Annotated in this window: 23 protein-coding genes; 10 read left to right on the plus strand and 13 right to left on the minus strand. The window is 61.8% G+C overall.

Translation table 11 applies throughout. The features are described from left to right. Positions 1–11: 11 nt before the first annotated feature. Complete coding sequence (locus tag ACILSE_RS12180; protein ID WP_395717670.1) at positions 12–533, minus strand: GbsR/MarR family transcriptional regulator; 522 nt, start codon at positions 531–533, stop codon at positions 12–14. A gap of 58 nt (positions 534–591) precedes the next feature. Further along, positions 592–1245, minus strand: coding sequence for a pyridoxamine 5'-phosphate oxidase (gene pdxH / locus ACILSE_RS12185; protein WP_395717671.1), 654 nt, complete (start codon positions 1243–1245; stop codon positions 592–594). Positions 1246–1317: 72 nt separating this feature from the next. On the opposite strand from pdxH, the gene hpt reads away from it, so the two are divergent. From hpt to ACILSE_RS12200, 3 genes are all read left to right on the plus strand, one after another. Continuing rightward, complete coding sequence (gene hpt / locus ACILSE_RS12190; RefSeq protein WP_395717672.1) at positions 1318–1875, plus strand: hypoxanthine phosphoribosyltransferase; 558 nt, start codon at positions 1318–1320, stop codon at positions 1873–1875. Then, positions 1872–2117 (plus strand): MoaD/ThiS family protein, encoded by a 246-nt coding sequence (locus ACILSE_RS12195; RefSeq protein ID WP_395717673.1) that lies wholly within the window; start codon positions 1872–1874, stop codon positions 2115–2117. Before hpt ends, ACILSE_RS12195 begins: the two co-directional genes overlap by 4 nt. 82 nt (positions 2118–2199) lie before the next feature. Beyond that, positions 2200–2937 (plus strand): DUF1080 domain-containing protein, encoded by a 738-nt coding sequence (locus tag ACILSE_RS12200; protein WP_395717674.1) that lies wholly within the window; start codon positions 2200–2202, stop codon positions 2935–2937. Positions 2938–2946: 9 nt separating this feature from the next. Here the strand turns inward: ACILSE_RS12200 and ACILSE_RS12205 are convergent, their stop codons facing one another. The 5 genes from ACILSE_RS12205 to ACILSE_RS12225 all read right to left on the minus strand — a co-directional run bounded on the left by ACILSE_RS12205 (position 2947) and on the right by ACILSE_RS12225 (position 8881). Next, the gene (locus ACILSE_RS12205) at positions 2947–4398 is read right to left on the minus strand and encodes a DUF1501 domain-containing protein (protein WP_395717675.1); all 1452 of its coding nucleotides are present in this window, start codon (positions 4396–4398) and stop codon (positions 2947–2949) included. A gap of 22 nt (positions 4399–4420) precedes the next feature. Beyond that, positions 4421–4723: a type II toxin-antitoxin system RelE/ParE family toxin gene (locus tag ACILSE_RS12210; protein WP_395717676.1), complete on the minus strand. Its 303-nt coding sequence runs from the start codon at positions 4721–4723 to the stop codon at positions 4421–4423. 1 nt (position 4724) lies between these two features. Next, positions 4725–4943: an addiction module protein gene (locus tag ACILSE_RS12215; protein WP_395717677.1), complete on the minus strand. Its 219-nt coding sequence runs from the start codon at positions 4941–4943 to the stop codon at positions 4725–4727. A gap of 50 nt (positions 4944–4993) precedes the next feature. Continuing rightward, positions 4994–8377 (minus strand): DUF1553 domain-containing protein, encoded by a 3384-nt coding sequence (locus ACILSE_RS12220; protein WP_395717678.1) that lies wholly within the window; start codon positions 8375–8377, stop codon positions 4994–4996. A gap of 93 nt (positions 8378–8470) precedes the next feature. Beyond that, positions 8471–8881, minus strand: a complete 411-nt coding sequence (locus ACILSE_RS12225) for a type II secretion system protein (RefSeq protein ID WP_395717679.1) — start codon at positions 8879–8881, stop codon at positions 8471–8473. Between the two features lie 207 nt (positions 8882–9088). Between ACILSE_RS12225 and ACILSE_RS12230 the strand changes: the two genes are divergently transcribed. After that, positions 9089–11983 carry an alanine--tRNA ligase gene (locus ACILSE_RS12230; RefSeq protein ID WP_395717680.1) on the plus strand — a complete coding sequence of 965 codons (2895 nt, stop codon included), beginning with the start codon at positions 9089–9091 and terminating at the stop codon, positions 11981–11983. Between the two features lie 27 nt (positions 11984–12010). On the opposite strand, the gene ACILSE_RS12235 is transcribed toward ACILSE_RS12230, so the two are convergent. Then, positions 12011–12742, minus strand: coding sequence for a zeta toxin family protein (locus ACILSE_RS12235; RefSeq protein ID WP_395717681.1), 732 nt, complete (start codon positions 12740–12742; stop codon positions 12011–12013). 43 nt (positions 12743–12785) lie between these two features. On the opposite strand from ACILSE_RS12235, the gene ACILSE_RS12240 reads away from it, so the two are divergent. Beyond that, positions 12786–13481 carry a pseudouridine synthase gene (locus ACILSE_RS12240; protein WP_395717682.1) on the plus strand — a complete coding sequence of 232 codons (696 nt, stop codon included), beginning with the start codon at positions 12786–12788 and terminating at the stop codon, positions 13479–13481. 33 nt (positions 13482–13514) lie between these two features. Here ACILSE_RS12240 and ACILSE_RS12245 read toward each other — a convergent pair whose 3' ends face one another. Continuing rightward, positions 13515–13775, minus strand: coding sequence for a hypothetical protein (locus ACILSE_RS12245; RefSeq protein WP_395717683.1), 261 nt, complete (start codon positions 13773–13775; stop codon positions 13515–13517). Between the two features lie 83 nt (positions 13776–13858). Here ACILSE_RS12245 and ACILSE_RS12250 point away from each other — a divergent pair, with 83 nt between their 5' ends. Beyond that, positions 13859–14551, plus strand: coding sequence for a YceH family protein (locus ACILSE_RS12250; RefSeq protein WP_395717684.1), 693 nt, complete (start codon positions 13859–13861; stop codon positions 14549–14551). A 40-nt stretch (positions 14552–14591) separates the two neighbouring features. Further along, on the plus strand, positions 14592–16406 hold the full coding sequence (locus ACILSE_RS12255) for a hypothetical protein (RefSeq protein ID WP_395717685.1): 1815 nt from the start codon (positions 14592–14594) through the stop codon (positions 16404–16406). A 13-nt stretch (positions 16407–16419) separates the two neighbouring features. On the opposite strand, the gene ACILSE_RS12260 is transcribed toward ACILSE_RS12255, so the two are convergent. After that, the gene (locus ACILSE_RS12260; protein ID WP_395717686.1) at positions 16420–17970 is read right to left on the minus strand and encodes a PDZ domain-containing protein; all 1551 of its coding nucleotides are present in this window, start codon (positions 17968–17970) and stop codon (positions 16420–16422) included. 39 nt (positions 17971–18009) lie between these two features. Next, a complete protein-coding gene (locus ACILSE_RS12265; protein ID WP_395717687.1) occupies positions 18010–19512 on the minus strand; it encodes a PDZ domain-containing protein in 1503 nt (500 codons plus the stop codon). A 147-nt stretch (positions 19513–19659) separates the two neighbouring features. Here ACILSE_RS12265 and epsC point away from each other — a divergent pair, with 147 nt between their 5' ends. The 3 genes from epsC (at position 19660) to ACILSE_RS12280 (ending at position 23584) form a co-directional block, all read left to right on the plus strand. Then, on the plus strand, positions 19660–20538 hold the full coding sequence (gene epsC, locus ACILSE_RS12270; RefSeq protein ID WP_395717688.1) for a serine O-acetyltransferase EpsC: 879 nt from the start codon (positions 19660–19662) through the stop codon (positions 20536–20538). Positions 20539–20541: 3 nt separating this feature from the next. Beyond that, entirely contained in the window at positions 20542–21165 is a 624-nt protein-coding gene (locus ACILSE_RS12275) for a SprT-like domain-containing protein (protein WP_395717689.1), read from the plus strand. 97 nt (positions 21166–21262) lie between these two features. Beyond that, positions 21263–23584, plus strand: coding sequence for a heparinase II/III family protein (locus tag ACILSE_RS12280; RefSeq protein ID WP_395717690.1), 2322 nt, complete (start codon positions 21263–21265; stop codon positions 23582–23584). On the opposite strand, the gene xerA is transcribed toward ACILSE_RS12280, so the two are convergent. Beyond that, complete coding sequence (gene xerA, locus ACILSE_RS12285; RefSeq protein WP_395717691.1) at positions 23585–24505, minus strand: site-specific tyrosine recombinase/integron integrase; 921 nt, start codon at positions 24503–24505, stop codon at positions 23585–23587. It abuts the gene before it with no gap. After that, the gene (locus tag ACILSE_RS12290; RefSeq protein WP_395717692.1) at positions 24478–25266 is read right to left on the minus strand and encodes a hypothetical protein; all 789 of its coding nucleotides are present in this window, start codon (positions 25264–25266) and stop codon (positions 24478–24480) included. The genes xerA and ACILSE_RS12290 overlap by 28 nt, the downstream gene beginning before the upstream one ends. Between the last annotated feature and the right edge of the window lies 1 nt (position 25267).

Consider the following 25267-nt stretch of genomic DNA (forward strand, 5'->3'; position numbering starts at 1 on the left):
GCATAAGAAAATCAGCCGAGGAGGCGCATGGCCCACTGGAGGGCGGAGGCGTGCTTCATGGAGATCACGGTGTCGGCGACCTTGACGCCGAAGCTGAGGAATTCGTCGAGGTCCTTCATCTGCTGGTGGAAGTCGCGCCCTGGACCAGCGGCCTCGTCCTTCGTCCGGGCGGCGCAGTCGCGCAGCAAGTGGATGGCGGGCTCGATCTCACGGCGTTTGCGTTCCTTCGAGATGGTGATGAAAATCTTCCACACATCCTTCTCGGCCTCGAAGTACTCCTTGCGGTCGCCCTTCTTCGTGATGATGCGGACGAGGTTCCAGCCGACGAGGTCCTTCAGGTTCGTGTGGGCGTTCCCGCGGCTGATCTCCAGCTTTTCCATGACCTCGTCCGTGCACATGGGCTGCGGGGCGGTCATGAGCAGGGCGTGAATCATCGCCATCGTGCGGTTGATGCCCCACTGCGTGCCGAGCGAGCCCCACTGGGCCACGAATTCCTCGCGGGCGACTTCCCAAGCTGGCAGTTCCTTGCTCACGCTTTCACTAGAAACTGAAAATATCGAAAGGCAAGCGCTGATTCCTATTTTCTCAGCTTCACGGACTCAGGCGCACCTTCACCCACATGCCGTTCTCTTTGCGATAGCGGATGCGGTCGTGCAAACGGCTCACACGGCCCTGCCAGAACTCGATTTCGTCCGGCAGCAGCGTGTAACCACCCCAGTGTGGCGGGCAGGGCACCTGGCCTTCGGGGAACTTTGATTTCATCTCCGCATCGCGCTGCTCCAGCCACTCGCGGCCGGGAATGACCACACTTTGGTCCGACACCCAGGCACCGATTTGATGCCCATAAGGCCGGCTGGCGAAGTACTGCTCCGCATCGGCACGATCCAGCTTCGAGATTTTGCCTTTCATGCAGACCTGGTGATGACGATCCGTCCACAGGAAGCAGGCCGAGGCGCGCGCATCCGCCGCGATCTCATGACCCTTCCGGCTCTCGTAGTTCGTGTAAAAGTGGAAGCCGCGTTCGTCGATGCCCTTCAGCAGCACCGTGCGCACCGTTGGCGTGCCATCGAGACCGTTCGTGGCCAGGCTCATCGCGTTCGGCTCCGGCAGCTTGTGGGCCAGGGCGTCCTTGATCCAGTGCGTGAAAAGCTCCACGGGATCAGCCGGGGCGCTGTGCTCGTCGAGTTCGCCCTGATCGTAACTCACGCGCAGGTCGGGTAGGTTGGGTTTGTCAGTCGTGCTCATTCGGGCTAGAAGAAACGTGCGCTGGCGTGTTTTCGCTACGCCAGCCTTGGCCTTTCGCGCACTCTTTTGCCCATGTCCACGCCTGTCACCGGTGTCATCCACGATCTCGAACGCATCCTGCTCGCGCCAGAGCAAATCCACACTCGCGTGCGCGAGATGGCGACCCGTTTGAATACGGAACTGGCGGGCAAAGTGGCCACCGTCGTCGCGCTCATGGATGGCGGCCTGTTCTTTGTGGCCGATTTGCTGCGTGGTCTGGAAATGCCCGTGCGCCTCTTCACGCTGAGCACCAGCAGCTACCACGGCGGCACCGCAACGAGCGGCGAAGTGAAGGTCAACTGGCCCGCAAACCTCGACCTGCGCGGCCAGGACGTGCTGCTGCTCGATGACATCCTCGACACCGGCCTCACGCTCAGCGTGATCCGCGACCGCATCCTCGCACAAGAGCCCGCCTCCCTGCGCACCTGCGTGCTGCTCAGCAAACGTCGGCCACGTTCCCGTGAAGTGCCGCTCGACGACGCGGGCTTCGAGATCGATGACGAGTTCGTCGTCGGCTACGGCATGGATTACCAGGGCCGCTTCCGCAACCTGCCCTGCATCGGCATTCTCAATCCAAACCAGCCGTCATGAAGCTCCGCGTGCTGTTCTTCTCCGTCCTGCGCGACATCACCGGTGCCGATGAGATTACCATCGAACTGCCAGTTGGCAGCAGTATGGCCGATCTGTTGGCCGAAATGGAGACCCGCTGGCCGAAGCTGCGTGACTGGGCGCCCAGCATGCTCCTCGCGCTCGACCAAACTTACGTGAAACGCGACGCCACTCTCCACGACGGTGCCGAGATCGCGCTCATGCCGCCGGTGCAGGGTGGGTGAATCCCTTCGCCTGCTAAATTGCAAAGACGAAAGCGTGAAGTGAGTGCATGGACTGCCTCATGAAGGGCGTAGATGCACGACCATGAAATCCAGCCTGCTCCTCGCCTGCCTCTTTGCCGCTTCCATCGCCGCCGCTGCCGATCCACAGCCGCCGGAAGGCTTCCGCGCCATCTTCAACGGCAAGGATCTCACCGGTTGGCATGGTTTGAACCCGCACAGCGTCGTGAAGCTCGAAGGCGAGAAGAAGGAGGCGATGCTCAAGAAGATGCGCGAAGAATTCCCCATCAATTGGAAGGCCGAAAATGGCGAACTCGTGAACGACGGCCACGGCCCCTACGCCACGACCGATGAAGAGTTCGGCGACATCGAGTTTCTCATCGAGTACAAGACCGTGCCGAAGGCCGACAGCGGCATCTACCTGCGTGGCGTGCCCCAGGTGCAGATTTGGGACAAGAACCAGATCTTCGATCCGGCGAAGCCCACGCGTCGTCCGCACCTCGGCTCCGGCGGCCTTTTTAACAACACGCCGGACACTCCCGGCCGCGATCCCCTCGTGATTGCCGACAAGGACTTCGGCGAGTGGAACAGCTTCCGCATCCGCCAGATCGGCGCACGCACCTGGGTGTGGCTGAACGACAAGCTCGTCGTCGATGGCGCGCCGATGGAGAACTACTACGACAAAACGAAACCCTTCCCCGCCAAAGGCCCGATCATGCTGCAAACCCACGGCGGCGAAATCCGCTGGCGGAATCTTTTTGTGCGCGAGATCGGCGCTGAGGAAGCGAAGAAGATCCTCGCCGAGGCGGATGCGAAGAAGTGATCGTTCACATCACGCGCACAAATCCTTCACCACATGCCCGTGGATGTCCGTGAGGCGGTAATCGCGGCCTTGGAAGCGATACGTGAGTCGCTCGTGATCAAAACCGAGCAGGTGCATCACCGTGGCCTGGAAGTCGTGCACGTGGACTTTGTTCTCCGCGATGCTGAAGCCGAGCTCGTCCGTGCTGCCGTAGTCGAAACCGGCCTTCGCGCCGCCGCCGGCCATGAAGAGCGTGAAGCAATCGGGATAATGATCGCGACCCAGCACCTTGCTCGCGGCCGTGCGGCCTTCGCGGAAAGGTGTGCGTCCAAATTCACCGCCCCAGATGACCAGCGTGTCTTCGAGCAGGCCGCGTTGTTTGAGGTCTTTGATCAAAGCGGCGACCGGTTTGTCCGTGGCGGCCATTTTGTTGGTCAAACCGGTGGTGATGCCCAGCCCTTCACCCGTGCCGTGGAAGTCCCAGCCCCAGTCAAAGAGCTGCACGAAGCGCACGCCTTGCTCCACGAGCCGTCGCGCGAGCAGGCAGTTGTTCGCAAAGCTCGCTTCGCCCGGTTTCGCGCCATAGGCCTCCAGCGTGGCCGCGTTTTCCTTTGAGATGTCCATCACCTCCGGCACGCTCGCCTGCATGCGATACGCCAGCTCGTATTGCGCGATGCGCGTCACCGTTTCCGGATGCCCGAGCTCCGCTACTTGCTGCTGGTTGAGTTGATTCAGCACATCGAGCGTCTTGCGGCGCATCTCGCGATTCATGCCCGCCGGATCGCTCACAAACAGCACCGGATCGCCCTTGCTGCGGCATTGCACACCTTGATACACGCTCGGGATGAAGCCGCTGCCCCACAAACCCTGCCCGCCGCTCGGCTGCGTGCCGCTGGAGATCAGCGTCACAAAACCCGGCAGGTCCTGATTGTCCGTGCCGAGCCCGTACGTCGCCCACGAGCCCATCGAAGGCCGTCCCTGCCGCGCATGCCCGGTGAAAAGCAGCAGCTCCGCCGGCGCATGATTGAACTGGTCCGTGTTCATCGAACGAATCATGCAGATCTCGTCCGCGATCGTGTGGAAGTTCGGGCACGCATCGCTCATCCACATGCCTGCCTTGCCGTAGCGCTCAAACGTGCGCGGCGTGCCCATCAGCTTCGGCACACCGGAGGTGAAGGCAAAGCGTCGTCCTTTAAGAATCGAATCCGGGCAATCCTGCCCGCTGCGCTTCACCAGCTCGGGTTTGTAGTCAAAGAGGTCGAGATGCGGCGGAGCTCCCGACATGTGCAGGTAGATCACGCGCTTTGCCTTCGCCTGATGATGCGACTTGCGCGGCAGCATCGGATTCGCCGCCTGCGGCATCGCGGAGCCTTGCTGCTGCATCGCATGCAAAGCGATCGCACCAAGGCTGAACTGCCCCGCATTGCCGAGAAACGTTCGGCGCGTCGTGAGCTGGAGCTTGTCGTGGGTGATGGGGTTCATGAAGTGTCTGCGGTGAATACGCTCAGCGGTTGCTCAACCTTTTGCGGAGCTGCTCCGGATCCCTCTTGGCGTGATAAACAGCCAGAATCCACAAGCAGTCCTCCCGGATCTCATAAACCACCTGAAACGGAAAGCGGCGCATCAGCACCTTGCGATACGGAGGCGAAAACACGCGAAACAGATCGGGATGCCGCTCAATCTGCCCGATGCACTCGTCCAAGGCCTTCACGAACTCGGCACCCAGTCCGGGCTCGCGGCTGTCATACCAGCGCATGGCCTCATCGGCGTCGCAGAGGGCGCAGGGGGACAGGGCTGCCTTTTTCATATCAGGCTTTCGCGAGCAGCCGCGCCTTCGCCTCGCTCCAAGGGATCGCAGCGGCAGGATTGGCTTGGAGATCCTCGCGCCGACGGTCGAGTTCGTCCATCTGGGCACCGCTCAGCGGAAAATCCGCATCCTCGGCCACCACCGTGTCCCAGATGTCTTCCACCAGTTGAATGCGCTGCCCGAGGGGCAGCTGCCGGATGTCTTCGAGTGCGATAACCATGGGCCAAAGGTGGGTTCAGTCGTGAAAAATGGCAACGGGGGATTTGCAGCTCACCTCCGCATCAAAAACTCATCCAGATTCATGACCACATTCGCCACGGCGGTCCAGGCGGCGAGTTCGACGACATCGGCGCCGGCTTCGACAGGTCCGAGCGGCTCGGTGGCCATCTTCATCGCAGCTGCGGCGTCCTTTTGATACGTCGCGAGGCTGTCCGCATAGAGCTCCGTCAACGCGGTCAATTCGGTCACCGTCGGCTCACGCGCCAGACACAGGCGGAACATCAGCGTGAGCCTCTCCTTGAAGTCCTTTCTGTCTTTTCCGTCCTTCAAAACAATCCGCCGTGCCATCGCCTGATGCGTTTCGAGGAAGACGGGGTCATTCAGCGTCACGAAGGCCTGCAGCGGCGTGTTTGTGCGGCTGCGGCGGATCATGCAGACCTCACGATTGCCGGCGTCGAAGGTGGTGAAGCTCGCATACGGCGAGTTGCGGCGCACTTCGGTGTAAAGGCTGCGGCGGTGCCCGTCCTCGCCTTTGCTGACTTCCCAGTCGTTGCTGCGACCAAACGCCGTGCTCAGGCCGAGGTTCGGCGTCATCGGCCGCACCGGCACGCCATACATCTTTTCTGAAAGTAGCCCGCTCACCGCGAGCGCTTGATCACGCACCTGCTCGCCGGTCGGGCGGAAACGCGGCCCGCGTGCCAGCAAGCGATTGTCGGGATCACGTTCGTTAAGTTCAGGCGTCGATTTGGAGTTCTGCTGATACGCCTGGCTCGTCACCATCAGATTGAGCAGGTGCTTGATGTCCCAGCCGCTGTCCATCAGCTCCGCAGCGAGCCAGTCGAGCAACTCCGGATGAAACGGCAGGTCACCTTGGCTGCCAAACTCCTCGCTGCTGCGCACGAGGCCGATGCCGAAAAGGCTTTCCCACAGGCGGTTCACTGTCACACGGGCCGTGAGAGGGTTGTCGCGGCTCACGAGCCATTTGGCCATCGTGAGGCGGTTTTTGGGCTCATTCGCCGGAAGCGGATGAAACACGGCCGGCGTGGCCTCGCTGACTTCATCGCCGAGCGACTGCCAGTTGCCGCGAAGCTGCACTTTCGTCACCCGACGCTGCTTTGGATCGAGATCGCGCATGATCGGCACGGTCACCGGCTTGATCGCGGCGAGTTCTTGGGTCGCGGCAGCGAGGCGCGTGCGCTCGGCGGCGGATTCCTTCGCGATGTTGCGCACATAATAATCCACGACGGCCTTCTGCTGGTCCGGTGTGCGTTTCGGCTGCGCCAGCGCGGCGATGACATTCGCGGGAATCTTTGCCGCTTGCTGCACACGGGCATCGCCGGTGAAGCTGAGGCGGAAGTTGCCGAGCGTGTGCTGCTTGAACTCGCTCTTTTGGTCCAAAATCACGCGCAGCTTCGCACCCGCAGGCACCACGATGGGTGAGTTCGTCAAAAGCGTGAGCGTGAGCGGCTTTTCCGCCGCTCCACCGACCGCCCAGCCCTTGCTTTTGGCTTCCAGGAACTTCGTCGCCTCAAAACCGCTCTGCGAATAATCCGCGAGGGTGGTCGTGAAGCTCAGAGCCACCGGCCCGCTGATCGCGAAGGCTTTTTCCTTCTCCGGCGCGGGCGTGGGATCGCTCTTCCACAGGATTTGACGCTTCTCATCGAGCAGCACCACGCGGAAGCCATCGAGACGCTTGCTCACGCCATCGAGCCGGTTCCACACCACCACGCGATCGACAGGCTTCGCGGCCTTCAGATCGACTTCCCACCACGGATCGTTGTCCGTGCCGGCCGTGTGCGACACGCTGCCTTTCTTGTAGTCGCCATCGGTGTTGCCATCGTTGGCACGCTTCGCCGCCGCGTCTTGATACTGGCTGCTGTGACTCGCCACGCCCTTCGGCGCGATGTTTTCCGCGCCGCTGAAAACCTGCACCTCGGCGAGTTGCAGCATCTTTTTCGGCCCCGGCAGCTCCACGCGAACAAATCGCGCCAGCGGAGCCGCCTTCGCATCCGGCGGCACCACCTCGGCTTTCAGGCTCGTGAGCACAAAATTGCCGAAACCGGCCTGCGGAGCCGTTTCGAGGCGCAGGGCGCTCAGTTTATCACCCGCGAGCGGCAGTTCGACGGTGTAGCTCGCCGTATCCTTGTTCTTCGCGAGGATCACGCGACCATCGTTTTCGATCTTCGCGCCGCTTTCGCTCACTTTCGACGGCTTCGGGCTCTGCCAGCCCAAATCCCGCGCAAAACCGCGATCCCACGCTTCGAGCCCCACGAGCCATTTCGCGTCCGGTTTACCAAATCGGGCTTCCAGCGCCGCGATCTCGGTTTTCAGCGCCTCGCGCTGCTTTTTCGTCTCCGGCGTGTCGAAGCTGTGCAGCGGCACCTCGTCTTTTTTGTCGCTATCGGCACTTTGATTGAGAAAGGCGTAGAACTGGAAGTACTCATTGATCGTGAGCGGATCGTATTTGTGCGTGTGGCACTGCGCACAGGCCATCGTGGTGCCCATCCACACCGCGAAGGTCGTGTTCACGCGGTCGATGATCGCCGCGTTGCGGAATTCCTCGTCATCCGTGCCGCCTTCGTTTTGCGTCATCGTGTTCCGGTGAAACGCCGTCGCGATGAGCTGGTCGTCCGTCGGATTCGGCAGCAGATCCCCCGCGAGCTGCTCGATGGTGAACTGATCAAACGGCATGTTCGCGTTCAGTGCGCGGATCACCCAGTCACGATAGGCCCAAATCTCCCGCGGCTGATCGCTAGGGTAGCCGGAGGAGTCCGCGTAGCGTGCGAGGTCCAGCCACTGGCGGGCCCAGTGCTCGCCGTAGGCGGGTTTGGCCAGATAATGCGCCACGATGTCGGACAGGTCGGACGAGTCTGACTTGTCTGACGTGAAGCGTGCGAGTTCCTCCAGCGTCGGCGGCAGCCCAGTCAAATCGAGCGCCACACGGCGAATCAGCGTGGCACGATCCGCCGCAGGCGAAAACGACAGCCCTTCCTTCTTCAGGCGCTGCGCCAAAAACGCATCCACGGGATTCTTCGCACCGGCAGGCACAGCCGGCCTCACCACCTTCTCATAGCTCCAATGCTTCCCCCACTTCGCGCCTTGCTTGATCCACTCTTTTAATAGAGCGATCTGCTCCGGCGAGATCGTCTTGTGCTGCTTAGGCGGCGGCATGACCTCATCGGGGTCCGTGCTCACGATGCGCTGGATGAGGGCGCTCTTCTCCGGATCACCCGGCACCACGGCAATGACGCCGTCGTGGTTCTTCTTCGCGGCGGCCTCGTCGTCGAGACGGAGGTCCGCCTCGCGTTTTTTATCGTCGGGACCGTGGCAGAAGAAACAGTTCTCGCTCAGGATCGGGCGGATCTGCTTGGAAAAGTCGATGGGCTCCGCGAGTGCGGACGAAACGAGAGTAAAAGTGATGAGGGGGCGAATCACGGTGGACAATACGTGCGTGAGGACGGCTTTTTGGCCCGACGATGGCATTCTCCATGTCTGGCGGTGGCCTGCGATCCGTCTCCAATGATTTGCTTACGGACTGCCGTTGCCGTCGAGGCGATACTGGAGTTCTGTGTCGTTGAGCGCCAGAAAGCGCATGGCTCCCGTGATCTCGGGCTCGCCTAAGCTTGGGAGTTGGAATAAACGGCCCTTCAGCGCACCACGTGTCGGGGCACATCCATTGCGCAAGTTTTCGATCGTTCCGCGTTCGTCGCCAACGACCACAAAGTCGGCACCGGCGGCATTGGCCATCGCCGCTATGCTGGCGATCTCTTGTGCATTGCGTTTGTCTTTTTGATCCTCGGCACCCTGCCGTGCGCCACCAAACGCACCTATCGCTATGGCCACGATGATGCTCAAGATCGCAATCGTTACCAACAACTCTATCAGGCTGAAACCAGCGTGGTCGCGGCCTGAATGGGGTGGCATATCTACGATTTGCATACTCGTTGTTAAAATTTGTCTATTTACAGAAATTTTACAAACGCTTTTTGGGAGCTCGTTTGGTTTTTGATCAGGGGGATCCTGGTCTGGCTGGCATTGCATCTTTGGCCCTGTTGTGGCCAATCCTGACACCTCTTGCCACTGGCCCTCATCCCGCCATAATCCGCGCTCCCTTTCCGGACCCTGCGTTCGTCATTCGTCATTCCCATGTCCAAGATCCCCACCGCCGCCGAAATCCGCGCCTCCTTCCTCGACTTCTTCAAGGAGAAGCAGCACACCATCGTGCCCAGCGACAACGTCGGCTACACCAGCCGCGACGGCGCGCGCATCTTCACGAACGCGGGCATGAACCAGTTCGTCCCCATCTTCCTCGGCGAGCGCAGCGCGGACGTGGATACTTGGCCCGGCGTCCTGCACAAAGGCCTGCCCACCCGCGCCGCGGACACGCAGAAGTGCATCCGCGCCGGCGGCAAGCACAACGACCTTGAGGACGTCGGCCTCGACACCTACCACCACACCCTCTTCGAGATGCTGGGGAACTGGTCCTTTGGCGACTACTTCAAAAAAGAGGCCATCTCCTGGGCCTGGGAGCTCGTCATCGAGCGCTGGAAATTCCCGCCCACCCGCGTCTATGCCACCATTTACCAGCCCGACAAATCAAAGGGCGACCCCGCTGACCGCGACCAGGAGGCCTGGGACATCTGGGCGGAAAAATTCCGCAGCATCGGCCTCGATCCCGACATCCACATCGTCAACGGCAACAAGAAGGACAACTTCTGGATGATGGGCGACACCGGCCCCTGCGGCCCCTGCACCGAAATCCACATCGACCTCACCCCCGGCGCCCCAAATCTCGACGAGGACCGCCAGCGTGAAGGCCGCAAGCTCGTCAACGGCAGCGACGCCAGCTGCATCGAGATCTGGAACAACGTCTTCATCCAATACAACGCCACGCCTGAGGGCACCTTCGAGCCGCTCCCTGCGAAGCACGTCGATACCGGCATGGGCTTCGAGCGCGTCTGCTCCATCATCCAGGGCACAAAAAACTTCACCGACTTCGAAAACGCGAAGGTCAGCAACTACGACACCGACGTCTTCCGCCCCATCTTTGACGAGCTGACCAAGATGTCCGGCAAAACCTACGCCAGCACGCTGCCCAAGGCCAACGAGCAGGGCCACGTCGTGCCCGTCACCGAGCAGGAAAAGATCGACGTCGCCTTCCGCGTCATCGCCGACCACATCCGCACGCTCAGCTTCGCCATCGCCGATGGCATCCAGCCCGGCAACAGCGACCGCAACTACACCCTCCGCCGCATCCTGCGCCGCGCCGTGAAATACGGCCGCACCCTCGACTTCAAAGAGCCCTTCTTCTACAAGCTCGTCGATGTCCTCGCCGCCCAGATGGGCGATGTCTTCCCCGAGCTGCGCGTGAAGAAGGAGCAGATCAAGAGCGTGCTGAAGATCGAGGAGGAGGCGTTTAACCGGACGCTGGATCGCGGGATAGCGATCTTTGAAGATATTGTGGAGTTCATTGAACGGTTTAATGAAAAACTTCGCCCGATCCCATCTGAAGGCGCAACGCTACTTACCGTTGACGAGAAATCGCTCATCGAACTCCGTGGTTACACAGTCGGACTTTCCTCGGAAGGAAAACTCCATCGAATGATTTCCGGCAAAGACGCTTTCCTGCTCTACGACACGTACGGCTTCCCGCTCGACCTTACCGAACTCATGGCGCGTGAACGCGGACTGACCGTCGAGATCGGAGTCTTCGATAAGTTAATGGAAGAACAACGCGAACGCGCTCGTGAAGCCGGGAAGAAGAACAAACAAGTGGTCTCCGTCTCCGAAATCGAAACGAAGGCCCCGACCAAGTTCATCGGTTACGACAACCTCGAAGCCGACGTGAAGGTTCTCGAAGTCGTCGAGATGAAGGACAAGACCGCCGTCGTGCTCGATGTCTCCACCTGCTACGCCGAAATGGGCGGCCAGATTGGCGACGCCGGCCAGCTCATCCTTGGCGCGAACACTTATCCCATCACCGCCACCACCAAGGTCGGCAACACCTGGCTCCACTTCCTCGGCGGCGACGAAGCCCCGCCCGTCGATGCCACCGTGAAGCTCGCCGTCGATGCGCCGCGCCGTCACGCCATCGAGCGTCACCACACCGTCACGCACATTTTGCACTGGGCGCTGCACGAGGTCGTCAGCAAGGACGCCACGCAGAAAGGCTCCTCCGTCACGCCGGACAAGCTCACCTTCGACTTCAACAGCGCCGCGCTCACCCCGCAGCAGCTCGCCGACATCGAGCGCCTCGTGAACGAGCGCATCGTCGCCAATGATCCCGTCTCCTGGAGCGAAGTGCCCTACGTCGAAGCGAAGGCCAACAACGGCATCATGGCCCTCTTTGGCGAAAAATACGGCGACCTCGTCCGCGTCGTGCAGATCGGCGGCCAGCCGCACAAGCTCGATGGTTGGAGCATGGAACTCTGCGGCGGCACCCACACCCGCCACACCGGTGAAATCGGCCTCTTCCGCCTCGTCGGCGAAGGCGCCGTCGCCGCCGGCGTGCGCCGCATCGAAGCCATCGCCGGCCTCGAAGCCTACAACGCCGCCAAAGCCGACGCCGACCTCCTCAAGCTCCTCGCCGGCAAAGTCAGCGCCCAAGGCACCGCCGACCTCGAGAAGAAGCTCGACCAGATCCTCACGCAGCAAAAAGAGCTCGAAAAAGCCCTCAAAGCCGCCCAGCAGCGCGAAGCCAGCGGCAAAGCGAAAGACCTCCTCGCCACCGCCGAAGGCAACGCCCTCATCGCCCACCTTGGCGACGTCGATGCCGATTACGCCATGGCCGTCAACGACGCCCTCAAGTCTCAATTCACCGGCATCATCGTCCTCGCCGCCACCGGTGGCGGAAACGTCACCCTCATGGCCAACGTCGGCAAAGAGCACCAGTCCAAAGTCCAGGCCGGCAAGATCATCCAAACCATCGCCCCCCTCGTCGGCGGCAAAGGCGGCGGAAAGCCGGATTTCGCCCGCGGCGGCGGCAAGGATGTCAGCAAGGTCGATGCGGCTCTCGCCGAGGCGCGGAAGCTGATTGGATAACGGAGCGCGGACACCCTCGTCCGCACTTCACCAAAACTCGAACGGCTTGAAAGCTGGCGGCGGTGAATCCGGCGCCAGCGTCATCTCCGGCGTCACCTTGATGCCCATGCGCTCATACAGGTCGAGCATCTTCGCCGTGGCCACGCGACTCGCTTCGAGTACGATCTCGTCCATCGACGAACTGGGCGCGGCAGTGGCCTCTTGAAGGTGGGAGTTGGCAATCATTGCACGTGCTTGCTCAGTGGTGTGCGTGGCGCTGCTAGCGACTTTTTGTACTGGAGACACTGCATTGTCCCACAAGCCCCATTCATCGGCAAGGGGCAGATAGTCGTCGAGAAAGTGCCGCACACTGCGCTGAAACCGGCGGCGGATGTCGTCCTCCGGCACGTGGTGGCCGCCGGTGAGCACACGCAGGCGCACACGCTCCACCGCCTGCGTGGCCGAGCCGATCATGAGGTAGTGCAGCACCACATGATAGCCGCGTTCCTTCGCCTCCCGCAGCAGTTTCACATAGGTTTTGCCGCTGAGGGTCGATTCGATGGCGAAACTGCTTTTCGTGTCGATGAGAGCAGCCGCTTCCTCCAAAAGCCGACGGCCCGCCGCAAAGGCCACCAGCTCCGGATTCACCGGCGAGAGGCCCTTTGCGATCAAATCCGCGTTCAGGAAGCGCCCGATGCCCAGACGCGGCAGGAGCTCACGCGCCAGCGTGGACTTTCCCGCGCCGTTGCAGCCGCCGATGATGCAAATCGTGGATGACATGACGCGGCGAGCATGCAGCATCCGCGCTGCTTTGCCAAATCTCATGCGCCGCCTCGACCAACTGCTCTCCTCTCTCGGCTACTGCTCGCGCCGTGAGGCCGTGGCGTTGGTGAAAGCGGGTCGTGTGAGGCAGAACGATGTTGTTTTGACCAAAGCGGATCAAAAGGTCGATCCACACGCCATCACGCTCGATGGCGAACCGCTTGACGCGCCGGATGGCTTGCTCGCGATGCTGCACAAGCCGGTGGGCTACGTTTGCACGCATGGCGATGGCGAAGGACCGACGATTTACGAGCTGCTGCCGGATCAGTGGCTACGGCGCAACCCGGCGGTGACGAGCGTGGGCCGACTCGACAAGGAAACCAGCGGCTTGCTGCTCGTCACCGACATCGGCAGCCTCGTGCATCGTTTCACATCACCCAAAGCCGAGGTGGAGAAGGTTTATCTGGCCGAACTCGACCGTGATCTTGATCCACAACTCGTCGAAATCTTTGCGCGAGGCGATTTGATGCTGCGCAGCGAGGACAAGCCGTGTCTGCCAGCGAAACTGGAAATCGTTTCAGCGAGAACAGCGCGTCTCACGATCACGGAAGGCCGCTATCATCAGGTCAGGCGCATGTTCGCCAGCCAGGGATGGCATGTGGAGAAGCTGCATCGCGAGCGCTTTGGCCCGCACGCGCTGGCTGATCTCGCGGAGGGCGAGTGGCGGATGATTCCGGTGGAATCACGGCCTGGTTGACCGGCCTGCACAGCGCGTGCTGCCCGAGGTCGATCAATGCCAGCCGTGATGCACACGGCCGAATCCGCCATTGCAAACCGGAGGCCGGGGAGCGCAGTGCGAATAGCCGCCGAAACCGCGTGTCGGATAAACGACGGGGCGTGGATAGAGCACAGGGCTGGGACAAAAGCCCGGACGATACACCGGCGCGGGGCAGGGGGCGCCCCAGGTCAGCGGATCATCATAGACGTAGCAGGAGGTGAGGCTGGTGGCGAGAAGGAGCGCACCGAGGGCGGGGAGGAGTTTCCTTTTCATAGGTGCTGGCTTCGACGGGAGACTTCACGGGCTATTCAGAGAAAGTTGCGCCCATCTCCGTGCGCGGCATCATCGACGCACGCATGTCCGCAGAATCCGCCACGCCAGCCATCCTCTTCACCCTTTCATCCGAGGAGGCGCGTGTGCTCGGCTGCTTGATCGAAAAGGAGATCACGCTGCCGGATTACTATCCGATGACGCTGAACGCGCTCGTCACCGCCTGCAACCAGACGACGAACCGCGACCCCATCGTGCGCTACGACGAGCGCACCGTGCTGCGGGCGCTGGAGTCGATGAAATCTCACGGCTATGCCTTTGAGGTGAACATCGTGGGCGGCAGGGCTCTGAAATACCGCCACAACATGAAAGGCAGGCTTCCCGGCCTGGAGCGCCCGCACATGGCGTTGCTGTGCCTGCTGCTGCTGCGTGGTCCGCAGACCGCGGGCGAGCTGCGGCAGCGCACCGAGCGGCTGCATGAGTTTCCCGACATGCCGTCCGTGGAGAACACGCTGGCGGAATTGATCGGCTACAAGGAAGGACCGCTGGTGCAGTGCATCCCCGCAGGGCCGGGACAACGTGTGGCGCAGTTCATGCATCTCTTTTGCGGCGAGGTGGCAGGCACGCCTGCTTCCTCGATGGTCATCAGCGCGGCTGAAGCTCCCGTGATGGCGGAGAAGGCCGCTGATGATGACTGGCGCCGAAAAATCGAGGCGGAGATCGCACTGCTCCAGGCGCAGGTGTCCCGGCTCCAGACGCTGGTGGGCGCGGTTAAGTGAAGTTCTTGCCAAGAACTGCCGGAGCCTGAATGATCGGGCCATGCGATTCCCCCTGGCTCTACTGAGTTTGCTGTTGGCTTTCTCGCTCCTCAGCGCTGAGGAAGGAGTGGAGGAGTTCGTTTTCCCCAAGGACGAGCTCAATGCCCTCATTCGCGAGACGGCTGCAAAGATCGAAGAGCGATTCAAGTCAGAGCACGCCGAGGCAGAGGGGCTGGTGCGGCGCGTGGAGGAAATCCTGGCTCTTCCTTCCCCTGTAAAGCCCGATGAAGGAGACCGCCCAAGGTGGCTCGCGTCGAAGCTGACGCTGGTGAACGCGCAGGCCGGTTTCAACAGCTCCATTACTGGAGTCCGCGGGGCGATTTTCGATGATAGCGAGATCGGCCATTTGCAGCGCTACCATGACCAGGAGCATGCGTCGGCGAAAGATGCGGCGGAAGTGTGGCGGTGGCTGGAGATGGCGCAGTCAGCCCGGCACCTGAAGTGGAAGGACAAGGAGCAGATGTGCGAGGAGCGTGCCATCGGTGCTGCACGGGCGTTCATTTCACGTGAGCCGAAGAATGCTCTGGCGCATGCGATGCTCGGAGTCGCGCTGGACTGGGGCGCGGAGAAGTTCGCCACGCTGAAAACCGCGCTAAAGCTCGATTCACAGCAATTGCTGGCCTCGTATGCCATGCTCGACAGAAGAGTGGATCTTGCCTTCGAGTCTGCGGTGCTGCGTCGTGAGATCAGCATGGATGAAAAGGCCAGGGATGTTCAGGAGCTCTACCAGGCCCTGTTTGCTCATGCCTTGACCGACGAGGAGCGGAATGTGTGGCTGAAGCAGCAGGATGGTTTGCGCCGCGAGGTGGTCGCTCTGCTCAAGCTGGCGCACGAAAAACGTGATTTGACGGTCTTCCTGAAAGCGGTGGGCCTTCTGAACTTTCTGCCCCTGCAGCAGACCAGGATGATGCTTGCGTCGAAGCGTGGCGCGGATGACACCTTTCAGAACTTCGAGGGCAGGATGCACATGGCGATGATGGAATACATGTTTTCGGTTTTTCGAAACGACGAGCTTCTTGCCGCGGCACTGGATTTGGCCTCTGATGATCCCGAGTCCATGGGCGCGGTGTTGCTCATTGCGCTGGTGGGTGATGGAATGCATGTGATGCGCGATCAGCAGCGGCCATCGAAAACGCGTGATGAGATCCTGGGACGCACTCTGAAGCACCTCCTCGACATGGCCGCCGCCGATGAGAGCCTGCGTGCGGCGCATGCCGCAGAAGCCGCGTTCATGATGGAGTGTGCGATGAGCATGCTCCGGCAGCGCGGGCCGGAGCACATGGAGCTTCTCCTTCGGGCCATCAAGCTCGACCCATTCCGCCTGCGAACCCAGAAGATGCTTGCGATGGCCTGCATGGGCATGCCCGGCACCAAGGAGAACAAGCCAGCCGCCGTAGCCCTCATGCAGACACAGCTGGCCCTCATGCCCAATCTGCAAACCCGGCGCATGTGTGCTGGCGCGATGTCGATGCTGGAAGCCTGGCCAGAGGCGCATAAGATGCTGGACGACTGCCTCAAGGAAAAGCCGGATGATCTGGGTCTGCTGAATCAAAAAGCGGTGACTTATCTGCGGGAGAACCAATCCAGGGCCACGCAGAAGAAGGTGGAGGCAATTTTCCGCAAAATGGACGCGCTACGCACCCAATCTCTCTCCGACACCGACAAGGAGTCACTGAAGCTGGTCACGAGGAATCACATCCTCTTCCTCATGATCGGTGGAAAGAACGAGGCCGCTCGAGAGCAGCTTGCCGTGGCTGGGCGCGACAAACTCCTGGAAGAGAAAGAATGCCAAGAACTGGAGGGATTGCTCCGCTGAGCTCCGTGACGGCTTACTCCAGCCGCTTCAGGCTGCCGATGCGGTAGGCGCCGCTGAGGAGGCGCATGTTGTCGCGCTCGGCGTTGAAGGTGTCGAGGTAGAGGATGTGCGGGAAGTCGTCGAGTTCGATGACATGCCAGGTGTCCTTGGCGTTTTTGAAGGCCTCGGCCAGATCGTTGAGGTCGTTGATGGCCTTGCCGTTGACCTTGTTGATGACCTGGCCGCCGAGCTTGTCATAGCCCTGGGCGCTCGGGGTGGGCAGCACCATGCTGAGGAAGACGAGCTTTTTGCGGCCGGCCTCCTCGTATTTGTCCGGATGCGTGGCGATGCGTGCCAGGCGCAGGATGGCGCCGCCGCGCTGCTCCTCGCCGAAGGAGTCGAGATATGGGCGGGACAACTCCTGGAAGAGCATGCCGCCCATGAGAACATAGCGCGGACCTTTGTCGAACAGGTAAGGCAGCACGAGATGCTCGTCCGGACTGCGGCGTGAGAGCTGGCCTTTCAGCGTGACTTCTTTTCCCTCTCGCAGGACTTTGATCTCCACATTGTCGCCGACATAGGCTCGTCCGCGCACGAGGTGGCTGGAGCTGAGCGGGCCGTATTGCGGGTCTTTGTAGTCGCCGCGGGTGTCGATGCTGAAGCCGTTGATGGAGACGAGCACGTCGCCTTTTTTCATGCCGGTCTTCTCGGCGGAGCCGCCTTTGACCACGGCGGAGATGAGCACGCCGGGCGCATCCGGTTTGAGGCCCAGGTACTCGCGGAACTGCTCGTCCTGGGTGGATTGCATCTCCATGCCGAGGCCGGGGAAGCCCTCGTAGCTGCCATCACTCACATCCTGCAGGAAATGCTCGATGATGGGCGCGGGCAGGATGGTGGTGACCTGGTTCTTCGAGTCGTAGCTGAGCAGCAGGCCGACGAGCTTGTCCCCCTTCACCACGGGCAGGGTGAAGCTGTTTGCCTCGCTGCGCACGATACCGGTGGTCTCATAGACGAGGAAGTTCGAGCCATCGACGATGTAGCGGCGGGTGAGCACCTTGTTGATCGTCAGGGGGCTGGTGATCAGCTCGCCCACGCGGCCGGTTTGCAGCACCTCGACGCTGTCCTTGATGCGCGCGGAGGTGTCGATGCTCATCGGCTTCAGTCCGGCGAAGAACGTCTTCTGCTTGTCGGAGGGCGGTGCCTCCAGGAGCGCGAGATTTGCCTCGTAATCGACCGCCACGACCTTCGCGGGGATTTTCTGGCCGCTCTCCGGCAGCTCGAGCTCGATGTAGGTGGCGTCCGCGGCCATCTGCGCGGTGACGAGCACGCGGTTGCCCGCCAGCACGACGCCGAGACCTCTGCGGCCGGAGGGGGACTCCTTCTGCCAGGGCAGATGCAGATTGTAGGCCTGCGAGGTGGCGTTCACCTTCACCAGCGAGCTGTTTTGACCTGCGGGACGTGACGCGCCGCCACTTTCAGCGGGCGGGGCGGCACGTTTCTTTTTGGGAGTCTCGGCGGCGGGTGTCTGCGCCTGCAAGGAGACGGCGCAGGTCGTGAACAGGAGGAAAAACGGAAGGAGCTTCATGGAGTCTCGTGACAAAGGGTTCAGCGGGCGGAGAGGCGGCTATTCATCGCCCAGGTAGGCGTCGGCGGGGATGTTGTAGGTCTGCATGATGCGCGCGTGGGCGGTCTCGGCGAGTTCGCGCTTGAGCACGAGCGGCCGGTTTTTCTCCAGCAGACGGATTTCGATGAAGGGCTTGTCCTTTTTCGCGAGCGCGGTCTGCACGTCCTTGAGAGACTGGATTTTCACACCGTTGATCTCATCGACGATGCTGTGCGCGTAGGGCGTGAGCCAGGTGTTCACCTCGTCCGGCAGCACGTTGGTGAGCACCACCGGCTCGGGGCGTTCGACATAGAGCTTGTCGGTGAGGAAGTTGTCAAAAACGTAGTTCACCGTGCTGTCGCGGATCTGGTGCGCGTCCATCAGGTTGCGGTCCAGCGGCTGGAAGACGACGCCGGCATGCACGATGTAGCGCGGGCGCTGATTGTACTGCGCGCCGAGGCGGACGTAGGGGTCGAAGCGCTTCAGCTTCACGGTGGCCTCCTGCTTTTTGCCGTCGCGTTGGAAGGCCAGCTTGATGGTGTCGCCCGCGAACTTGCGCTCGACGATCTCGTTCATGTCCATCAGCTCGCCCTCGAAGCGGACGAGGCCGTTGTTGAGCACGGGGTTGTCATCAATGCTCAGGATGACGTCGCCGACCTTCAAAATCTCGCCCACGCTGCCTGCGGGCTCCACATCCCCGACCATGACGCCGATGCCGTCGCCATTGATACCGAGTGCCTTGGCCTGTGCTGGATTTTCGATGGGGAAATCACTCGCGGCGAGATCGACGTAGTGGTCATAACGGCCGTCCTCCACGTCTTTGAGGAAGCGCTTGATCACGGGCACCGGGATCATGTAGCCGACATTCTGCGCCACACGGCCGCTGAAGCCCTGGAAGGCCACGCCGACGACTTTCCCGCCCTGCATCACAGGACCGCCGGAGTTGCCGGGATTGATCGCCGCGTCCACCTGGATGGCGAGATGCGAGTCCACGCTCGTGTGACTGTAGGGGCGGAAGTCGATGCGCGAAACGACGCCGCGTGTCACGGAGATACGATCACCGCCGATGGGATAGCCGATGGCAATCACCTCCGTGTTGAGCTGCGGGATGCCGCCGAAATCGAGCGGCGTGAGCTTTTCAAAGTGCTTCGCGTCCTCCGCCTCGATCAGCGCCAGGTCACAATCATGCGCGATGTGGACAATCTTCGCGGGATGCGGCTCAGGGTCGTTGCTGGTGCGGATCAAAATGCGCGTGGCATTGCTCACGACGTGCGCGTTCGTCAAAAAGCGGTTCTTCCCGATCAAAAAGCCCGTGCCGCTGCCGCCGCTCGGCTGTCCGGCATTCCACGGCTCGCGGTAGTCCGGGAAGAGCACCGAGACATCGATGTTCACCACCCCGTCCCAGGCTCCCGAGGCCACATCGATCGCCTGACTGGCCGTGGCGGTTTCCGGAGCCGGTTGCGCCATGACTGGCGGCAGGATGGCGAAGGCGAGGAACGGGAGGAGCAGGCGGTGATTCATCATGAAAGCAGCGTGAAGCCCAAACATACGCGGCCCGTTGCCGGAAACACAAGCGCGGTGATGAAATATTGAGCCGCGCCAACTTATTCACAGCATTCACCGCACGCCCGTGCTTGAAACCATTCTGCCACGCGGTATCGCTGGCGCACTTTGAAGGACTGCCGCCAGGATGAGATCGTTAAAAGCCTCATGGCCTCGTATCACGAGGTCGGGGGTATCAATCATGTCGATTGCGGAAATCTGCCGTCGAAGCACGCGATCGCGGCGTTGTGCGAGGATTTGCTGCAAATCCTGTTTCCCGGCTTCTTCTCCGAGGAGGCGGTGACGTCGGACGAGCTGCAGCTCATGACGCATGAGCTCGTCGCGGGCATCCGTCAGCGTATGAATGTCGAGGTGCGCCGCACGGTGCGTCTGAACGGCGATTCGCATCAAGCAGACAGCGAGGGCCTCGTGTGCCGCTTCATGCTGGAGCTTCCGAAGGTGCGCGCGTTGTTGCAAACCGATGTGGAGGCCGCGTTTGAGGGCGATCCTGCCGCCCGCAGCTTTGAGGAGATCATTCTGGCCTATCCGGGCCTGGAGGCGATCGCGATCCAGCGCACGGCGCATGTGCTTTACAAAGAAAACGTGCCGCTCATCCCGCGCATGATGACGGAGTGGGCGCATGGCCGCACGGGCATCGACATCCATCCCGGCGCGGAGATCGGCACGCATTTCTTCATCGACCACGGCACCGGTGTGGTGATCGGCGAGACGGCGACGCTGGGCAATCATGTGAAGCTGTATCAAGGCGTGGGCCTCGTGGCGCGCTCATTGGCCGCCGGGCAGGCGCTGCGAGGCAAGAAACGTCATCCGACGCTCGAGGATCACGTCACCGTGTATGCGAACGCGACGATTGTCGGTGGCGACACAGTCATCGGCGCCCGCAGCACCATCGGCGCGAATGTGTTCATCCTCGAATCCGTGCCGCCGGACATGCTTTATGCGCTCGGCGAGCAGTCGCATCAGGTGAAGGAGAAAAAGAAGAAGTGACGCATGCGTGATTTTTCCCAGCTCTGCTTCGACTTCACGGCATCGCCGGTCTGGACGCCGTTCCAGTCGGTCCGTGATCTCGAGCCGGTGGAACCGCCGGAATCGGGCGAAGAAGCCGCGCTGGAGGGCCGCGATGATGATTTGGAGGCTCTGGCGCGCGAGTGGCTGCTCGCCCTGGAGCTGCCGGGCGGCGCGAGACTTGTCACGGTGACGTGGAATGCGCGTCTGCGCAGCACGGCGGGCTATGCGCGTTATCCGAAGTGGGAAATCGAGCTGAATCCTCTGCTGCGCGACTTTGAAGGACAGGTGGAGCGCACGCTGAAGCATGAGCTGGCGCATTTGATCGCCTACCATCGCAGCGGGCGCCGCCGCATCGAGCCGCACGGCCGTGAATGGCGCCAGGCATGCGTGGATCTCGGCATCGCCGGTGAGAAGGCGCACCATCGCCTGCCGCTGCCGCGCAAAGCGGTGGAGCGGAAGCTCGCCTACGCCTGCCCGGCCTGCCGGACGGTCGTGCATCGCGTGCGGAAGTTCCGCCGTCCGACCGCCTGCCTACACTGCTGCAACCGGCACGCGGGGGGCCGTTACGACGGGCGTTTCCGGCTGGCATTGGTCACAGGTGCGTAAACTCGCGTCGAATCCGCAAAACTGCGGCCTTCCACCTGCGTTTAGGCTTGACCATCAAACTGCAAGGCGCTGCTTTAACCGCAATCCGAATCCCGTCATGAAAACCACCACGCGTTTCCTCAACCTGGCCGCCGCCGGCCTGTTCATCGCTCCCAGTCTCCGTGCCCAGGTCGCGGAGGAGTATCGCATGTGGACAAACACCGCCGGCAAGCAGGTCGAGGCCACCTTTGTCTCCGTGGACGCGGTCGCGAAGACCGTGAAGATCAAGATGAAGGACGGCAAAGAATTTGATGTGCCCATCGCCAGCCTCATCCCGGCCGATTTTGAATACGCAAAGGCACGCTACGCCGCCATGCAGGCCGCTCCTGCCGCCCCGGCCACGCCGATGCCGGCGACTCCAGCCGGAACACCGCCTGCCGCGGCGCCTCCAGCCGCCGCTCCGAAGGGCAAGGCACCCGCCGTGGCCAGCAAGCCCGCCCCGCCCCGTCCTGCGATCAAAATCATCCCCGCCTCTGCCTTCAAGGCACCCGCCGCGAATGATTACCTCAGCGGCATCGCCAAAACACGTCCCCGTCTCATCCACAACGCAGCGAGCTGGGGCTTCCTGAAGACCCAGATCGCCGCCGATCCGGTGCTGACGAAGATGATGGACGCGCTGAAGGCCTCCGGCGAAGACCTGCTGCAAGACCCTGGCCTCACCCGCATCAACGGCGACACCGGCGGTGAAGGACCGAAGGCCATCTACCGCATCGCCCTCGTCGGCGCGCTGCACTTCTGCGACGGTGACTTGAAGTGGCTGGACAAAGGCGCGCAGGAAGTCATCTCCCTCACCGACAAGGTCGCCTTCCGCGACTGGCATCCTGAGCTCGTGGACAACGTGGCGGACATGGTCGTGGCCACCAGCCTCGGTTACGACTGGTTTTACAGCGCCCTCAATGCGCAGCAGAAGACCGAAATCCGCACCTACCTCACGCAAAAAGGCATCGAGGCGCTCATTGCCCACCTGGAAGGCGACGAGATCCCCGAGACTGCCAAAGGCACCTCCGGCGGCCAGACCGCTGCTCCCAAAGCCAAGGCGGCTCCCAAAAAAGCGCCTGCCAAAGACGACGGGAAATCCCCTCCTGACAGCAAGCAAATGGCCGCCGCCACCGCGCTCTTGATCGCCGCTGTCTGCCTCGTGGACGACGAGCCTGCCGTCGCGAAAAAAGCCGCCGACGCAGGCGCGAAGGTTTTTGGCAAAGGCATCACACGCTTCGCCCCCGGCGGCGTCTGGCCCGGTGGTTTGCAAGCCGGAGAGGAAGTGATGGATTATGTCGCCATGCTCTCGCAGACGCTCAAATCCGCCGCAGGCCGCGATTTCGGCATCAGCCTGCTGGAAGGCATCCCGCAGTTCGGCGTCGCGCGCATGCACCTTGTCGGGCCCACCGGACAACTGTTTAATTTTGGCGACAGCAAAGGCGCCGCCTCCAATCGTCCTTGGGTCGCCACCTGGCTCTGCGGCCAGCATGGCAATCCCGGCATTCGCGCCGTCGCCGCCGTCGGCAAGCAAGGCGTCGCTTCCAACTACTTCGGACCGCTGGTCGGCAACTTCCTTTACTACAACCCGCACGCCGCCGGAGACGGCACCGCCGACTCGCTCGACTACGCGCAGCCCGGCGGCTTCGTCGCCACCTCCCGTTCCGGCTGGACCAAGGACGACTACTTCATCGCCGTCAAAGGTGGCGAGAACGAGGACCATACCGCCCAACTCGACATTGGCAGCTTCGTGCTCGAAGCCGGCGGCCAGCGCTGGGGCATCGAACTGGGAATGGAAGGCGACCGTGTCGCCGGTTATGAGGTCAAACCGGGTGCCGACCGCACCAAACGCTTCGGTTATTACCTCGCGGGCACCGCAGGCCAGAACACCCTGATGTTTGACGAGAATCAGGATCTCGAGGCCCGCGCTGGCGTTCTCATCGGTGCCTCCACGCCGGAGCGCGGCTCGGCTGTGATCGACATGACGAAAGCCTACTCGAAAGACGCGAAGGACGTGCATCGCGGCGTCATGGTCGTGCGCGGCGCGACGCCCTATGTCGTTATCCAGGACGATCTGCAGGTGAAGAACAGCAAGACGCTCAACTGGAACATGCAGACCGACGCTGAGATCGCCGTCGATGGCAAAACGGCCAAACTGACCAAAGGAGGCAAAACACTCCTGGCCACCATCGTCTCCCCCGCCAGCGCCACCTTCACCAGCGCCAAGCCGCCGGAGCCGGCCAATCCGAATCCACAGGCCCGCGACCTCACCAAGATCAATGTGCTCAGGGCCTCCGTTCCGGAGGCCAAAGGTCCGCAGAGCCTCTGCATCACCTTCACCACCGCCCTCGAAGCGCCTGCGCACACGCCTCAGCCGATCGCCGAATGGGTGAAGGTGAAGTGATCACGCTCTCGGATGGGATTTCTCATAAACTTCCTTCATCCGCTGCGTTGAGACGTGCGTGTAGATCTGCGTCGTCGATAGGCTCGCATGACCCAGCAGCTCCTGCACGCTGCGCAGGTCCGCGCCGTTGTTCAGCAGATGCGTGGCGAAGCTGTGCCGCAGCTTGTGCGGTGTGAGGTGAATCGGAAGCCCTGAGGCGCGCCAGTATTTCTTCACCACGTCGTCCACCGCCTGCGTTGTGATGCGCCGGCGCAGCTTGCTCAGAAACAACGCCCCGCCATGCACACCGGCCTTCGCGCGGTAGCGCTGCACCGCCTCCAGCGCTGCGCTGCCCACCGGGCAGAGGCGTTCCTTGCTGCCCTTGCCGAAAACTCGCACCGTCTCAGTGTAAGTGTCGATGTCCTCCACATTCAGCGCCACCAGCTCACTCAGACGCATGCCCGTGCTGTAAAACAGCTCCAGGATCGCCACGTCACGCTCGGGGGCCCACACCGCGTCGCGTTTCGACTTCTCCATCGTCAGCGGCAGGTTCAGCATCTGCTCGATCTGTGCCACCGTCAGCACCACGGGCAGTTTTTTCTCGCGCTTGGGCAGTTGCACCTCCAGCAGCGGATTCGTCTTCCAGCCGCGCCGACGCGTCAGCCATTTGAAAAAACTGCGTAGCGCCGCGAACTGCAGCCGGATCGTCGCGCGCCCGCGTTCTTTCTTCATCAGGTCGAACAAGAACGCGCGGAAGTCATCCGCCGTGAGCTTGTCCCAGCCTTTGAACGGCTCCCGCCACTCGCGGAACTGCCGCAGCGCGAGTTCGTAGTTCGTCAGCGTGCGTTCTGACGAGCGCCGCTCCGAACTCATGAACTCCAGGAACGCGTCGGCCAGCGGATCGTCCACGGCGCTCAACCTCCGTTGCGTTTCGCGCGGCATTCGCCGCAGATTTCATCGCCCGAGTCCAGCACGCGGAACTCCAGATGCGGATTGTCGATCTCCGTCTTTTTGCAGACCGAGCACTGGTGGAAAAACGCGTCCTGCGGCAGTTGCGCCGACTCGAAACGGCTGCGTCGCGCCGCCACTTTCCCCCGCTGCATCCATATCTTCAGGAAGTGCGGGCCGAACGCCGCCAGGAAGTTCAGGTTCGCAAACACGATCAGAAAAATCGCCGATGGAGACCCCAGGAACATGAAAAACATCGCCGCCGCGTCCAGAAGCGCGATCCATTTCATCTTCACCGGGATGATGAAGAACAGCAGGATCTCCTCGTTCGGGATCAGCGCCGCCACGGCGAAGAGCAGGGTGTTCAGCAGCCAATAGCTCGACAGCGGGAAGCCGAAGAACAGGCTCCACACACCCAGGCTTAGCACCAGCCAGATCACATAAAGATTCACACGAAACGCCCCCCAGGCGTCCTCCAGCACACGCCCAAGCCACAATGTGAACCAGGAGGTCAGCAGGCATGCGAACGGGCTGCTGAACGGCGGCACCAGCACATGCGAAAGCAGCAGCCAGACCTGCCCCGCGTAGATTTTTTCCGCCTGCGGCATCACCGCCAGCAGCGCGCCTGTTTTCATCTCCGCCGGCCCCGCGTAAAGCATGAGGAACACGATGATCTGCAAGATCGCGATGATCTGCACCAGACCTGGAATGGCGAAGCGGCCGAACTTGGACTCTAAGGTGGAGATGATGGACATG

The organism is Prosthecobacter sp. (assembly GCF_044236155.1).
GTDB lineage: Bacteria > Verrucomicrobiota > Verrucomicrobiia > Verrucomicrobiales > Verrucomicrobiaceae > Prosthecobacter.

Excerpts from the sequence above, each read along its gene's own strand:
- ACILSE_RS12240 (WP_395717682.1), top strand. The coding sequence starts at position 12,786 with ATGCGCCGCCTCGACCAACTGCTCTCCTCTCTCGGCTACTGCTCGCGC.
- ACILSE_RS12230 (WP_395717680.1), top strand. The coding sequence starts at position 9,089 with ATGTCCAAGATCCCCACCGCCGCCGAAATCCGCGCCTCCTTCCTCGAC.
- ACILSE_RS12225 (WP_395717679.1), bottom strand. The coding sequence starts at position 8,881 with ATGCAAATCGTAGATATGCCACCCCATTCAGGCCGCGACCACGCTGGT.
- ACILSE_RS12200 (WP_395717674.1), top strand. The coding sequence starts at position 2,200 with ATGAAATCCAGCCTGCTCCTCGCCTGCCTCTTTGCCGCTTCCATCGCC.
- pdxH (WP_395717671.1), bottom strand. The coding sequence starts at position 1,245 with ATGAGCACGACTGACAAACCCAACCTACCCGACCTGCGCGTGAGTTAC.
- ACILSE_RS12215 (WP_395717677.1), bottom strand. The coding sequence starts at position 4,943 with ATGGTTATCGCACTCGAAGACATCCGGCAGCTGCCCCTCGGGCAGCGC.
- ACILSE_RS12265 (WP_395717687.1), bottom strand. The coding sequence starts at position 19,512 with ATGATGAATCACCGCCTGCTCCTCCCGTTCCTCGCCTTCGCCATCCTG.
- ACILSE_RS12290 (WP_395717692.1), bottom strand. The coding sequence starts at position 25,266 with ATGTCCATCATCTCCACCTTAGAGTCCAAGTTCGGCCGCTTCGCCATT.
- ACILSE_RS12245 (WP_395717683.1), bottom strand. The coding sequence starts at position 13,775 with ATGAAAAGGAAACTCCTCCCCGCCCTCGGTGCGCTCCTTCTCGCCACC.
- hpt (WP_395717672.1), top strand. The coding sequence starts at position 1,318 with ATGTCCACGCCTGTCACCGGTGTCATCCACGATCTCGAACGCATCCTG.
- ACILSE_RS12210 (WP_395717676.1), bottom strand. The coding sequence starts at position 4,723 with ATGAAAAAGGCAGCCCTGTCCCCCTGCGCCCTCTGCGACGCCGATGAG.
- ACILSE_RS12250 (WP_395717684.1), top strand. The coding sequence starts at position 13,859 with ATGTCCGCAGAATCCGCCACGCCAGCCATCCTCTTCACCCTTTCATCC.
- ACILSE_RS12280 (WP_395717690.1), top strand. The coding sequence starts at position 21,263 with ATGAAAACCACCACGCGTTTCCTCAACCTGGCCGCCGCCGGCCTGTTC.
- ACILSE_RS12205 (WP_395717675.1), bottom strand. The coding sequence starts at position 4,398 with ATGAACCCCATCACCCACGACAAGCTCCAGCTCACGACGCGCCGAACG.
- ACILSE_RS12275 (WP_395717689.1), top strand. The coding sequence starts at position 20,542 with ATGCGTGATTTTTCCCAGCTCTGCTTCGACTTCACGGCATCGCCGGTC.
- xerA (WP_395717691.1), bottom strand. The coding sequence starts at position 24,505 with ATGCCGCGCGAAACGCAACGGAGGTTGAGCGCCGTGGACGATCCGCTG.
- ACILSE_RS12255 (WP_395717685.1), top strand. The coding sequence starts at position 14,592 with ATGCGATTCCCCCTGGCTCTACTGAGTTTGCTGTTGGCTTTCTCGCTC.
- ACILSE_RS12195 (WP_395717673.1), top strand. The coding sequence starts at position 1,872 with ATGAAGCTCCGCGTGCTGTTCTTCTCCGTCCTGCGCGACATCACCGGT.
- ACILSE_RS12260 (WP_395717686.1), bottom strand. The coding sequence starts at position 17,970 with ATGAAGCTCCTTCCGTTTTTCCTCCTGTTCACGACCTGCGCCGTCTCC.
- ACILSE_RS12235 (WP_395717681.1), bottom strand. The coding sequence starts at position 12,742 with ATGTCATCCACGATTTGCATCATCGGCGGCTGCAACGGCGCGGGAAAG.